Annotated in this window: 13 protein-coding genes; 12 read left to right on the forward strand and 1 reads right to left on the reverse strand. The window is 31.9% G+C overall.

Annotation, left to right across the window (positions count from 1 at the left end; translation table 11 throughout):
• Positions 1-46: 46 nt before the first annotated feature.
• From Q0992_RS15515 to Q0992_RS15560, 10 genes are all read left to right on the forward strand, one after another.
• Positions 47-586, forward strand: a complete 540-nt coding sequence (locus Q0992_RS15515) for a DUF4287 domain-containing protein (protein WP_299526537.1) — start codon at positions 47-49, stop codon at positions 584-586.
• A 50-nt stretch (positions 587-636) separates the two neighbouring features.
• Positions 637-1,788, forward strand: a complete 1,152-nt coding sequence (locus Q0992_RS15520) for a redoxin domain-containing protein (protein ID WP_299526540.1) — start codon at positions 637-639, stop codon at positions 1,786-1,788.
• A gap of 55 nt (positions 1,789-1,843) precedes the next feature.
• Positions 1,844-2,566 carry a hypothetical protein gene (locus Q0992_RS15525; protein ID WP_299526543.1) on the forward strand — a complete coding sequence of 241 codons (723 nt, stop codon included), beginning with the start codon at positions 1,844-1,846 and terminating at the stop codon, positions 2,564-2,566.
• Positions 2,567-2,768: 202 nt separating this feature from the next.
• Positions 2,769-3,398 (forward strand): hypothetical protein, encoded by a 630-nt coding sequence (locus Q0992_RS15530; protein WP_299526545.1) that lies wholly within the window; start codon positions 2,769-2,771, stop codon positions 3,396-3,398.
• A 134-nt stretch (positions 3,399-3,532) separates the two neighbouring features.
• Positions 3,533-4,585, forward strand: a complete 1,053-nt coding sequence (locus Q0992_RS15535; RefSeq protein ID WP_299526550.1) for a glycoside hydrolase family 26 protein — start codon at positions 3,533-3,535, stop codon at positions 4,583-4,585.
• Position 4,586: 1 nt separating this feature from the next.
• The gene (locus Q0992_RS15540) at positions 4,587-6,545 is read left to right on the forward strand and encodes a cytochrome c biogenesis protein CcdA (protein ID WP_299526554.1); all 1,959 of its coding nucleotides are present in this window, start codon (positions 4,587-4,589) and stop codon (positions 6,543-6,545) included.
• A gap of 2 nt (positions 6,546-6,547) precedes the next feature.
• A complete protein-coding gene (locus Q0992_RS15545; RefSeq protein ID WP_299526557.1) occupies positions 6,548-6,697 on the forward strand; it encodes a hypothetical protein in 150 nt (49 codons plus the stop codon).
• Positions 6,694-7,491, forward strand: a complete 798-nt coding sequence (locus tag Q0992_RS15550; protein ID WP_299526561.1) for a nucleotidyltransferase domain-containing protein — start codon at positions 6,694-6,696, stop codon at positions 7,489-7,491. The genes Q0992_RS15545 and Q0992_RS15550 overlap by 4 nt, the downstream gene beginning before the upstream one ends.
• Positions 7,492-7,866: a hypothetical protein gene (locus tag Q0992_RS15555; RefSeq protein ID WP_299526564.1), complete on the forward strand. Its 375-nt coding sequence runs from the start codon at positions 7,492-7,494 to the stop codon at positions 7,864-7,866.
• An 80-nt stretch (positions 7,867-7,946) separates the two neighbouring features.
• Positions 7,947-9,863: a carboxypeptidase-like regulatory domain-containing protein gene (locus tag Q0992_RS15560; RefSeq protein ID WP_299526569.1), complete on the forward strand. Its 1,917-nt coding sequence runs from the start codon at positions 7,947-7,949 to the stop codon at positions 9,861-9,863.
• A gap of 249 nt (positions 9,864-10,112) precedes the next feature.
• On the opposite strand, the gene Q0992_RS15565 is transcribed toward Q0992_RS15560, so the two are convergent.
• Positions 10,113-12,194 carry an MORN motif precursor gene (locus Q0992_RS15565; protein WP_299526573.1) on the reverse strand — a complete coding sequence of 694 codons (2,082 nt, stop codon included), beginning with the start codon at positions 12,192-12,194 and terminating at the stop codon, positions 10,113-10,115.
• A gap of 167 nt (positions 12,195-12,361) precedes the next feature.
• Between Q0992_RS15565 and Q0992_RS15570 the strand changes: the two genes are divergently transcribed.
• Both Q0992_RS15570 and Q0992_RS15575 read left to right on the forward strand, forming a co-directional pair.
• A complete protein-coding gene (locus Q0992_RS15570; protein WP_299526576.1) occupies positions 12,362-12,511 on the forward strand; it encodes a hypothetical protein in 150 nt (49 codons plus the stop codon).
• Between the two features lie 102 nt (positions 12,512-12,613).
• On the forward strand, positions 12,614-12,976 hold the full coding sequence (locus Q0992_RS15575; protein ID WP_299526579.1) for a DUF4870 domain-containing protein: 363 nt from the start codon (positions 12,614-12,616) through the stop codon (positions 12,974-12,976).
• Positions 12,977-13,000 lie beyond the last annotated feature (24 nt).

Genomic DNA, 13,000 nt, shown 5'->3' on the forward strand with positions numbered 1-13,000 from the left:
ACAATACAAACACGCGTGAAAATTAAAGCTAAAAAAGTATAATAAGATGTCAGCAACCGAAGCAAGACAACAAAAAATGCTACAAAGCATAGAAGAAAAAACGGGTTTAGAACCAGAGACAATAATTCAAGACATCAAATCTCAAAATTTAGAAAAACACAATCAAAAAATTGCTTTTGTAAAAGAGAAATATGGGTTATCTCACGGCTTTGCCAATTTATTGGTATTAAAAAGTAAAGAGAATATACCTGTAGATTTAGTAGCTAATCAATATAGAGATAAAGAGTATTTATTCTTGATTTACGAATATATAGCGGCTTTTCTAAATACCTTAGAGGGAGTTGAATTAGTACCTAAAAAGGTTTATGTGAGTGTCAGGGCTAAAAAGCAGTTTGCCATCATTCAACCATCTACCAAATCAAGAATTGATATTGGATTGAATTTCCCCAAGGATATTATTATACCCATCGAGCCTGCAGGTAGTTTTAATAGTATGGTTTCGCATCGCATTAGAATAGAATCCAAGGATGATTTTAGCGATTTGGCAAAACAATATTTAGTGAAAGCCTATGAATTGTCTCTGTAAACAATTATAAAAAATAAATAATCATGGTAGCCTTTTTTAAATCATTTATAATGCCCATAAAATATACTTTGCTGGTAATAGTTTTAGCTTCTTTCAATTCTTGTGATAAGCAAATTACAAATTCACAAGAGTTAGTAGAAGCTAGTTTACGGGCTACATCCAGTGAAAAAAGTTGGAATGCTTTCACATCCAAAAAAACCACATTTAATTTAAAAACTTTTATAGGTGATAATGTAGTGAGTGATGTAGAAAAAACAATTTCGATTAAAATGACCTCGCTTCAAAAAACCGTAACAAAAACTAATGATACAGTAACAGAAATTATAATTACTAATAGTGGAAGTAGTTCAAAAGTAAAGTTTGAAAAAGGTGAGTTTTTTGGCATCAACACAATGCCAAAGGAATCGGTTAGAATAGCACCTGTTCTTGAGCTAATGGAAAAGGCAAGTGATTATACATTTAAAGACACAATATGGAATGACAAACCCGTATATAAGCTGACCAAAAATAACCCTAACGAAGACTACGTTTTTGACAAAGAATCAAAGTACCTGATTGCCTATATCTCTGACAACCGTTATGGTGAATCAACAATGACGTATTCAGATTATAGAGAGGTTGATGACTATATACTTCCCTTTAAAGAAGAGGTTAACATTCCTGCTGCTGGATATAAACTAGAAATTACATATTCAAGTATTGAAATCAACCCAACTTTCGCAGAAGACTATTTTACACTTGATGAATCTTGGGTAAGCCTTGGTATTGGCAAGCCAATCCCTGAGTTTAAATTGCCTTTTGCACAAAATGAAAGTCAGTTCATAACTAATAAAGATTTGAAAGGTAAAATTACTTTAATTGATTTCTGGGCAACTTGGTGTAAACCGTGTATGGAAGAATTTCCAAAAATTAAAAAAGCTTATAGTACCTATAAGAATAAAGGATTTAATGTTGTGAGCATTTCAGTCGATAAGGATAAAAAATCACTATTCAATTTCCTAAACAAAAACCCTTTTCCTTGGGAATACAGTTTGTATTCTGAAGGTGAGTTCAAATCTGATTTGGCAAAGCGATTTCAATTAGTAACGCTTCCTAAGCCTATTTTAATAGACCAAGAAGGCAAAATCATAGCTATGGATGCCGATTTAAGAGAGGGTAAGTTAGAGCAAAAAATGGAAGAACTTTTTAAAGAGGACTTATAGTCTTGGTTAAAGACTATTAAGGAAATCCTTTGTGAGAAAACCAAATGAAAACTAAGTGTCAAAAGAAGATTTACATAAAACAAACAAATACTTAGAAACTAAAGTTAAAAAGCTTCAAAAACTCTATGTTTTCAATCTTATTGTCATTTTGCTTTTAGTGTTTTTGATTACCTATAAGTTTTGGATAAACGATAAGGTTTTTTATAAAAAAATTACAACTAACCAAATAACCGTAAAGGACCAACAAGGTAGGGATAGAATTTTAATTTCCTCAGATATCACTAAGTCTCAATCAAGAATACGAAAGGATTCGCTAAGCGGTGTTCTGATTTTAGATGAGGATGGGAATGACAGAGTTGTACTAGGGGCATCACCATTTATTAAAACAAATCAGAATAGCATTATAAAAAGGGCATCTAAAGGTCCTTATGGTATAGTATTCAATGACGAAAACGGCGTTGAAAAAGGCGGTATGGGATATTATTCTGATAAAGGACTATCCGCTTTGGGATTAGACGGTGTTAGTGGTGAAGGTATCGTCATGTTTGTTCCAAAAGAAGATTTAAATGGGCAAAAAGTAGGCATCCTAATCAACGACCCTCAAAAAGGCGGTCAATTGTTTTATTTAGGGGCAAATACCAATGGCGATAAATTCTTAAATATAGATACACCAGGTCAAGGAAGGTTTTCTGTCATTCAAGATTCAATGTTTAATAACAAAGTGGTTAAATACAATTTTAAGGATGGTTCACAGCAAATCGTCTTAAAGGATGAATAAATATAGATTAATAGCAATAGTAGTTTTTTTATAATCCAATTATCGTATGCTCAAAATACATATTGGATATCAAACGTAAGTATCATAGATATAGAAACAGGAAGAGTTATATCCAACACAAATGTGTTGATTGAAAATGTTATAATCAAATCCATTACCAAAAGGAGACCAAAAAACGTTAAATGGTTATATTTCTAGTAACATGAAAGCCAAGAAATTATTTACGAAAAACATAAAAAAAAATATATCAGAGGGCTTACTAATAGTTTTCAGTGTACTTTTTGCTTTGTTTATAGACAAGCTATTCAACGATTATGAAACTGAAAAACAAAAAGCTTTAGCTATTGATAGTATCTACAAAGAATTAAAACAAAACATTTCAACTCTTGAGAGGTGGGAAAAGGATCATAAGCAAATTACGGATAGAATTACCAAGATGGTATCTGGCAAGAGCGACAGTTTAGTTAAAGAATTATCCAAATATAATTTTCTAAATTTAAGTATCATCACCAATAATAAATCTATTATTGATGCTACATTGTATAAGACTGCTTGGGAATCAGCTAAAGCTACTGGTATTATAACAGAATTTGATTTTAAGACCACACAAAAATTAACATCGGTTTATGCATTTCAAGGCTATATGGCTCTATCCATATCAAATATAACAGAATACTATTACAGAAAGGAGGCACACGACATTTCTCAGCTTAACCAGACATTAAGACAATTACAGATAAGATTTTTCAATTTAAATGGTCAAGAGACAATTGCAAAAAAGCTTCACAATGAAGCAATCTTTTTGTTAAATGACTTATACAAGATTGAATAGAATCTTTTAGATATTACTATGACAAATTAAAAAATATGAGAAAAATTAAAATATTTAGTCTAAAACTTAAACAGAAAGGAATTTTTACAGGCGTAAAAATTGCAATCTGTTTCTTTAGTTTTATAATTTGTATAATGACCTGTAGTCCATCTAAAAACCTAATTGAACAAAATAGTGATGTTGTGGTTACAAGTATGGTAGGAAAGATTAGCACCTCAATTGATAATAGTTTTGTATATGATTATAAAAAAACAAAGTTTGTTCCACCAAATGGTAAGACCTTATTAATTCAAGGACAAACTAAAGAAGGTATCAATGAATATCGCGATTATTTTCAGTACAAAGAATATCCTGGGGCTTGGTCTGCTTATTGGGCAGTAACACAATCTACAGGAATTAAAGAACCATTCGTAAATATCACTAGAAGTACCCAAGATCATCAGTTTTTAGTGGAACATTTTGATAACATGGCATTGCATAGTGCTATGTGGTTGGTAGGAAAATGGGATGTCGCTAAAAACACCTACAGCGGAATGTATGACGGTGTAATTAAAGAATATTGCGATTGGGTAAAAACAGTAAATAGACCAGTATATTTAAGAATTGGTTATGAATTTGATGGACCCCATAATCTTCTAGAGCCGATTGACTATGTAAAAGCATACAAGCATGTTGTTAACATTATGAGAAAGGAAGGTGTAACGAATGTAGCTTATGTATGGCATTCCTACGCATCTAAACCTTACAAAGAATACCCTGTGAAGGATTGGTATCCAGGTGACGACTATGTAGATTGGGTGGCAATCTCAGTCTTTTTTCAGCCTTATGAAGACATCTTTAATCATAGAGAAACCAATGATGTTTTAAACTTTGCAAAAAGCCATAAAAAACCAGTAATGATTGCCGAAGCAAATCCAGTTTTGGGCATCTCAAAAAAAGACACCAATGTTTGGGACGAATGGTTTGTTGACTTCTTTTCATTTTGCTATGAAAAGAATATCAAGGCCATTGCATTTATTAATGAGGATTGGCAACGATTGGATATTGACGGTATTGAAGATTGGAAAGATGCAAGATTATACAACAATGATATAATAGCCAAAGCGTGGATTAAGGAAGTATCAAAAGACAGGTATTTAAAACAGTCAACAGGTCTCTTTGAGCAATTAGGGTACTTAAAAGAATAAAATGAAGAAAAAAATTATTCGGCTCGTACTTTTTCTTATTTGTAGTATGGTATACTCACAAACAGGGAAAAAACCAATTCAATTGCAATCAAGCTTTAATAAAATCTCTGATTTAGAATATGATTTAATTATCAAGGCAAAAATTGCTAAAGATTGGCACTTATATTCTCAATACAATCCAGATGGAGCGTCTTTGCCTTTAGAAATTACTTCTAAAGACATAACCAAAATACAAATAACTGGTAAGGCAAAAGAGAGCAAAACGTTTAAAGAATATTCAGAGGTATGGGAAAAAGAAGAGATTTTTTTCAAAGATAGTGCTACAATTACTCAAAGGGTAAAGCTAGTTGATAAGAACTTAAAGATTATAAAAGTCAATTTATTTGCTCAAGTGTGTAAAAAGGTCTGTATTAATATAGATGAGGATTTTGTATTTCAGATTAAAACTATGGATTCTCAAGTTTTAGAATCTGAACAAGATGAAAGGAGTATAGTATTATCTAACAAACTTTTACTAGACCTTAAGAATAAGGACATGCTTACATCCGAGGTAGTGTCAAAACAATCAGATAACAATTTGAGTTCTATTTTTTTTCTGGGCTTTTTTGGTGGGTTATTGGCCTTATTAACACCATGTGTATTTCCAATGATTCCATTAACGGTTTCATTCTTTACAAAGTCTGCTAGGATTAAGAAAAAAGGAATCATTAATGCTATGCTTTATGGCTTGTTTATTGTACTCATATATCTTCTTTTAAGTTTACCATTTCACACATTGGATACCTTAGACCCTGAAATATTAAATGAGATATCAACAAATGTTTGGTTGAATATTTTCTTCTTCGTTATTCTTGTAGTTTTTGCTTTTTCATTTTTTGGTTTTTATGAAATTACTTTACCGAGTTCATGGAGTAATAAAATGGATTCAGTATCAAATGTTGGTGGAGTCATAGGTATATTTTTTATGTCGTTAACATTGGCTATCGTATCCTTTTCATGTACAGGTCCAATTTTGGGTTCGTTACTTGCAGGCTCGTTAACATCAGAAAGTGGTGCAACACAATTAACCATTGGGATGCTTGGTTTTGGTTTAGCATTGGCATTACCTTTTGCACTTTTTGCCTTGTTCCCAAATTGGCTTAATTCATTACCTAAATCCGGTGGATGGTTAAATTCAACAAAAGTCGTTTTAGGATTTTTGGAGTTAGCATTTGCGTTTAAATTCCTTTCAAATGCAGATTTAGTTCAGCATTGGGGCATTTTAAAACGAGAAGTATTTATTGGTATATGGATAGTCATTTTTATTCTGTTGGCACTATACCTATTTAAAAAAATTAAATTCCCTCATGATGATAAAGACAAAGCTGTCTCATTTTCTCGAATAACTTTAGGAATATTAGTAGTAAGTTTTATTATTTATCTCATTCCGGGAACTCTCAAAAATCCAACCTGGAACTTAAACCTATTAAGCGGTTTTCCACCGCCCCAGTTTTATAGTTTGTACGAACAGGGTAGTGATTGCCCTTTAGGTTTAGATTGTTACAAAGATTTTGACGAAGGGATTATCAAAGCAAGAGAATCAAACAAACCAATATTATTAGACTTTACGGGATGGGCCTGTGTAAACTGTCGTAAAATGGAAGAGAATGTTTGGACAAAACCATCCATTCACAAGCTCTTAAAAGAGAATTTTATTCTCATTTCCCTTTATGTAGATGATAGAAAGAGGCTTAAGGAAGATAAAAAATTTCAATTCAAAAGAAGTAATGGTACTTTAAAAGATATTGAAACTATTGGTGCTAAATGGGCGACATTTCAGGCACTAAATTTTAAAACAGCCTCACAACCGTATTATGTTTTAATCAGTCCAGATTTAAAAGTATTAAACTCCGCAATTCAATATGCAGATGCAGTCTCGTATGAGAACTGGTTGCGTACAGGAATTCAAAACAGACAGTAAGTATGATATACCTAATAAGTGGTACATCCAGACAAGGAAAAACCTCAGTTTTAAAAGCATTGTCAGAAGAACTTAAGGTACCACGCTTATCCATAGTTGGCATTCATTGCAAAAAAGAGAAAATCGAAAAATTTTATATTAAAAAGTTATGAAAACTAGTATCTTACCTCATCATCAGCGTGCAATCAATAACCTTATAAAAGAATATCAAAACGATAAGCGGTTTGAGGCTTTAATCATCGGTGGATCTGTTGCCAAAGGATGTGCCAAGGTGGATTCAGACATTGATTTTATGATGGTTGCTACAGATGAAGAATATAAAAACCGGCAAAAAGCAGGGGATTTTTTTATCAACCGAACCGACTTGACAGATTATTCCGGTGGTTTTGTGGATGGAAAAGTCATCGACATGCAATACCTTAGGCAAGTTGTAGATAAAGGAAATGAACCCACTAGAGCAGCATTTGATGGAGCAATAATAGCATTTTCAAAAGTAGATGACCTGGCTAGCATCATCCATTCTATCCAACAATACCCTGAAGCAGACCGGGATCAAAAAATACGAAAATTCTATTCAATGGCCTTTATTCAGAATTGGCTAATGGGTGAAGCAGAGCGACATGGCAACATTTACACAAAAAGCCGCGCAGCATCTCAGCTTGTTCTGTTTACAGGGAGGTTGATTCTTACCTACAATCGCGTATTTTTTCCATATCACAAGTGGTTTTATGAGTACTTGTCTAGATGCAATGCCAAACCCAAGAACCTGATCAAAGAAATGAATCAGGTTTTAAACCAACCAACAGTTGAGAATGCTAGTAGGCTGTTCGAAAACGTCCGAGGATTTAGGAATTGGAATGTAACTGACATTGAAGCTTTTCATTGGTTTATGGAAGATGTTGAATGGTCCTGGAGAGATAATAAATCACCCCTTGAAGATTGGTAGTTGACTTTATTCCTAAAAGAGGGTTTTAGCAATTTCTTAATTGGAGAGAACTGCATTATTGATGGTGAAGCTGTATTGCCAGAATTGGTAATTGAACTTGTGGAAAAATATCCCAATGATATAAAAATCTGCTTTTTAGGCTATACCAAAATAGGTTTAATAGAAAAAGTTAAGCAGGTGAAGGAATATGCACAATCCAATAGAGATTGGATTAGTGATAAATCAGATGAATACATTACAGACCATATTCAAAATATGTTACCACACAGCAAACACATAAAAAAATCTTGTGAGTCAACAGGTATAGAATACTTTGATACGTCCACTGATTTTAAAAAAACACTTCTTGAAGTTAAAAAGTATATGACATCATAATATATTTCGGGCTAGAACTTAGTGCAAAGTTCCTCTGTTAGTAGCTTTAAAGTATTTAATACATTTTAAAACTTATTATTTTGAAAAAAACATCGTTAATAGCATCAATTTTATTTCTAATACAATTAGCATTTAGTCAAAATTATAATGCTGGATTTAAGAGCTTACAACTTAAAGATAGCACACGAATTTACAAGCCAAATACCAAAGTAACTGACAGTTTACATTATAGACCTGTAGATTTAGATATTTGGTATCCATCAAAAGAAAAAAATGAGAAGCCATTAATATTTAAGGATTTGTTTAGTCTATTTGAGAAGCGTGCAGTTACTTACCAAGATAACGATGATTTTTCGGGAATGACAGAAGAATTGGCTCAGTTTTATGTTGCAGAACTTGGTGCAGGAACAGATGGAAAAAAATTGTTGGATGTCAAGACAAGTACATATCTAAATCCTAAACCAATTGATGTTAAGCATCCTGTAGTTATTTATATGGCTGGTTTCAATGGGATGGGTTTTGAAAATTATAAAATCCTTGAAACGTTAGCACAAAATGGATACCTGGTAGTCTCAATTTGGAGTGTTGGACGTTATCCTGGTAATATGACTAATAAAATGGAAGACATGATGGAGCAGGTTTATGATGCTGAATTTGCTATTAACTACTTAACTAATAATAAATTAGTAAATACTGATTTTAAAAATTTAGGCTTGATAGGATGTAGTTGGGGAGGCATGAGTGCAGCAGTCTTTGCAAAAAGAAATTCTCAAGTCAAAGGATTTGTTTCTCTCGATGGCACTGAAACCCATTATTTTGGTGAAAATGAGGAAGATGATGGTTATCTTCAAGAAATTTATGATACTAATCTTTTACTACCGACTAAACAAAATTTAGACTATCTCTACTTGGAAAGTGGTGATAAACTCGATGAATTTACGCCAGAAAAAGAGTTTCATTATTATAAACAGTTAGAAACCAAAAATTACTACTTACGCTTTGCAAATAGTCAACATGCAGATTTTACAAGTATTCCCTCAATACTTAAATTCACAAAAAGTGCTGTTAAAATTCATAATGAAATTCAATCTTTGACTTTAGCATTCTTAAACAAATCACTCAATCAGCAGAATAATTTTGATATACTTTGGAAAGACATTTCTTCTTTAGATTATACAAAAATTCAACCCTTTGAAATCGCAGAAACATCCGAGTTAACAATAGACTTTTCTGGGTCAATTCTTGATAGACAAACAAATCAGCCTTTACCTTATGTAAATATTGGTGTTCTCAATCAAGATATAGGTACAGTTTCGGATTTGAACGGGAAATTCTCATTACAAATTAGAGAAGAATTTAAAAATGATACTATTAGAATTTCATCAATTGGTTTTAAGCCAGTTGAAGTATTAATAAGGAATATAATCCAAAAAGAAAAATCAGTTACATATAAGTTGGAAGAAGCTGTTAGTGAGCTAGATGAAATGGTTATTACTGCAAAAAGTTTCAAAAAAAGAACACTTGGAAATAAGTCAAAATCTAAGTTTGTTAGTACAGGGTTTAGTTATGACCAACTTGGTGCAGAAATGGGTGTGAAAATTAATATTCGTAAAAACCCGACACTTGTAGATGCATTTAACTTTAATATTTCTTATAATAGACTAAGCGCAAAATCAATTTTCAGGCTCAACTTTTATAGTGTAAAGAATAGAAAACCAGATATTAATTTATTAAAAGACAATATTCTGGTTACTATTGAACCAAAACAAACAGGTAATGTAACCATTGACTTAAAACCTTATGATATTGTTTTGAAGGACGATATAATTGTCACTCTGGAATGGGTTGAGTCTAAAGGAGAAAATAATAAAGGTGAGGCTATCTTTTTCTCACTTGGTATTTTAAATAGTGGTACACTATATAAAAAATCAAGTCAATCCAAATTCAAAAAACATAGTAGTATGGGTGTGGGCTTTAATATTGATGTGAGACATTAAGGAAAAAAACGCATGAACAGAAATTAGAATCAAGCTCCAACACCTAGGCTATATTATAGAGCAACACTACTAATTCATAGTCTATAGCATATAAGGTATAATGGATGCTTTAGTAGGATAGTTAGTGTGCTTGTGGTAATACATGCCATTTTTATTTTAATATATCAAATTTGTACTGTTAATGCTCTTTACTTTTGTTAATAATTAATTTTACTTCTTGTATCGAAAAATAATCTAAATATTAGTCGTTTAAAAGTCTCTTATTCTCGCACCTTTATTATTGAAAACTCCCTTAATGCTATTCCCAGATTTGGCGTATTTCATAATACCAAGCCCAGCAATTTTATCATCAAAAAAGATGCCTCTAAATACTGAGGTGTCTACGTAGGTATAAATACCATAGCCGTTTCGTTTCCCATCACTAGTGTAAGTGCCCATATAAGAACTATTATTTACCCAGGAATAACTTCCAATACTAAAACGTTGATTGTTTTTAAAAAAGCCGAGATAAGAATCACCGTTAGAATAGGTGTATTTACCAAAACCGTTACTACAATTCCCTAAACAATTGCCATTTTTTATATTGTTTTTATAGGATTCTGATTGATTTTCTACTAGAGTGCCATTTTCAAAACGACCAGCTTCGATTACGTTATCATTTTTGTCGAATCTAATACCAAGACCATGCTGCTTACCATTTTGCCAATGTCCGATGTAACTATTGCCATTACTCCATTTGTAATAACCTACCCCTTCCCTTAGGTTGTTTTTGTATTCTCCGTGAAAAAAAGAATTTTCTGGGTAGTTAATGTAAGCTAGACCATCTATTGCACCATTGTTGAATGTAGCTTGGGTTATGATATCTCCTACTTTTATTTTTCCCCATCCCTCTTTGCAATCTCCTTCTAAACACTCTAAATCATTTGATGAATCGATTGAAGAGGATATTTTAGAATTCTTAAGTTCATCGTTATAAAACCTACCGAACAAAACTTCATTTTCTTGAGCCAATCGAAAACCAGTTAAAACGTATTTAGGAGTATTATCGATAAATATTACCGGATCTCCGTTAGTAAGATATTCAAACCTTGCTTTTTTATAGTCGATATGTTTACCTTTAACTACGATAAAAAAGTTATCATCCTTTAACTGGCGTGCGTATAAAATAGATGTTGTATCTGTAGTTAATAGTTCTATTGGTTTAACAGGTTTCTCTTTAGTGTTTTTATAATTCCTTATAATGTATGTTCTACCGCTGTATTTATCGATGCGATAATCTATCATATGTGGACCTAAAAATGCAAAATCTCTAGACTTCACTTTATTATATCCATCAATATAATTGATAAACTTTCCATCATAAGCATAGCTCATATAGGGATTTCCAACAGATAGTTTTGTAGATATTGGAATACGTGTATCTAGTGTGTGATTTTCGGGAATTATGTTGGGTACGGAGTAGTACGTTTGTGTTAGTCCGTCATAAACAACTTTTTCATTTGGTTTTATCCCTTTGCTTATTGCAATATCTGTACAACGTTTACCATCTACATAAATGGTTGCAGATTTTTTAGCTGACTTGCTACTACTTAATTTATGATAACCATATTCGATGTTTAAGTTTTTTTTAGCATCGCTATAATAGCGATTAACAGTTTCAAAGTGCTTTGCATTAGGATCATCGATATTATAAAAATCGATTTTATTTCCTTTTGAATCTATTTTAACCTTATAACGATATGTTCCGGATGATACAATTTCCTTAACAAGAAATCCATTACGGTAGTATGATTCAGCTAAAAATCTACGCCGGCCATTAGTATAAGTATATTCTATGTTAACAATTAAAGAATCTCTTTTTTTACCATACGAAAAGTTCTGTTCCTGACTTAGCTTACCATTTTTTTTAATAGATGTTTTTATCAGCCTCCCTTGGGTATCGTAGGTGTAGGTTTTTTCATCACCATAGGAGGATTTTTCATAAATCAATAAATTTTCAGAATTAAATTTATATAAACTTGTACTTCCAGATTGATATTGAAATTTAGTAATATTTCCTTGGGAGTCATATTCAAAAATGTCTCCATAATTATTACCAATAATTTTACCTGAATTATCATAATAATATCGTGTACCAAAATTATATTGTAGGTTTCCAGCTTTGTCAAAAATTTTGCCAGCAGAAGCATAGATATCACCTCGCAATAAAAAATGCGCTTTCTTATGCTTAAAACCAATAGGGTTTCTAGGCGCATTTACGACATCTACTTTTTGAGCTTGAGTATTTTGAAAGCATAGTACTGAAAAGAAAAAAAGCAATAGGGTTTTCATGACGAAATGTATTTAAAACAAACTTCTAAAAACCATATGATACAGTCAATACGATGAATTACGTATTTTTAAATGATTTTCATCAAAAAAGAAGATGTGACAAATATCATATTTCTTAAACCTAACTTCATGTATTTTTATAATGTTTAAATTAAAATATGAATAACATGATTAATAGTATAATACCGCTAGTTTATGATTGGTCCATGGGTGTCGTTATGATTGGAGTCTTTGTATTGGTTTGTATTATTTTGATTGGTGTGCTTGTTAATTTTATGACAGGTAAGAAAGACAAAGAAGACATTCAGGACAACTAGCTATTTTATTCATTCGTTTTTAAAGAGCACCTATTTTGTGCTCTTTTTTTTGTAACATTTTTAAATTATTGGCGTCACATAGTTGTTAATTTAAAATAAATCATGGAATCAAATTATCATACACTTAAACGAACAGACAATCAATTATTAGTCATTACGCACTTAACCCAGTTATTGACTTATATTACAGGTTTTGGTGGATTAATAGTTCCACTTGTGATATGGGCAACACAAAAAGATAGAGTAGAAGGTATGGATGTCCATGGGAAAGCTATCTTAAACTTTCAGTTGAGTATCATCGTATACTGTATTTTGAGTATCCCTTTAATTCTAGTATTCGGATTAGGCATTCTCACATTAATACTATTAGGCATTTTGGCATTTGTAATGCCAATCGTTAACGCTATAAAAGCTAGTAATGGCGAATTACCTAGCTATCCATTATCTCTTAATTTTGTTAGTTAGTTATTTCATGCTGAATGATTTCAG

Origin of the sequence: Winogradskyella sp., from assembly GCF_028289625.1 — a bacterium.
GTDB lineage: Bacteria > Bacteroidota > Bacteroidia > Flavobacteriales > Flavobacteriaceae > Winogradskyella.

Coding starts and splice junctions, on each gene's coding strand:
- Q0992_RS15515 (WP_299526537.1), top strand. CDS start 47: ATGTCAGCAACCGAAGCAAGACAACAAAAAATGCTACAAAGCATAGAA.
- Q0992_RS15520 (WP_299526540.1), top strand. CDS start 637: ATGCCCATAAAATATACTTTGCTGGTAATAGTTTTAGCTTCTTTCAAT.
- Q0992_RS15530 (WP_299526545.1), top strand. CDS start 2,769: ATGAAAGCCAAGAAATTATTTACGAAAAACATAAAAAAAAATATATCA.
- Q0992_RS15535 (WP_299526550.1), top strand. CDS start 3,533: ATGACCTGTAGTCCATCTAAAAACCTAATTGAACAAAATAGTGATGTT.
- Q0992_RS15540 (WP_299526554.1), top strand. CDS start 4,587: ATGAAGAAAAAAATTATTCGGCTCGTACTTTTTCTTATTTGTAGTATG.
- Q0992_RS15545 (WP_299526557.1), top strand. CDS start 6,548: ATGATATACCTAATAAGTGGTACATCCAGACAAGGAAAAACCTCAGTT.
- Q0992_RS15550 (WP_299526561.1), top strand. CDS start 6,694: ATGAAAACTAGTATCTTACCTCATCATCAGCGTGCAATCAATAACCTT.
- Q0992_RS15565 (WP_299526573.1), bottom strand. CDS start 12,194: ATGAAAACCCTATTGCTTTTTTTCTTTTCAGTACTATGCTTTCAAAAT.
- Q0992_RS15570 (WP_299526576.1), top strand. CDS start 12,362: ATGATTAATAGTATAATACCGCTAGTTTATGATTGGTCCATGGGTGTC.
- Q0992_RS15575 (WP_299526579.1), top strand. CDS start 12,614: ATGGAATCAAATTATCATACACTTAAACGAACAGACAATCAATTATTA.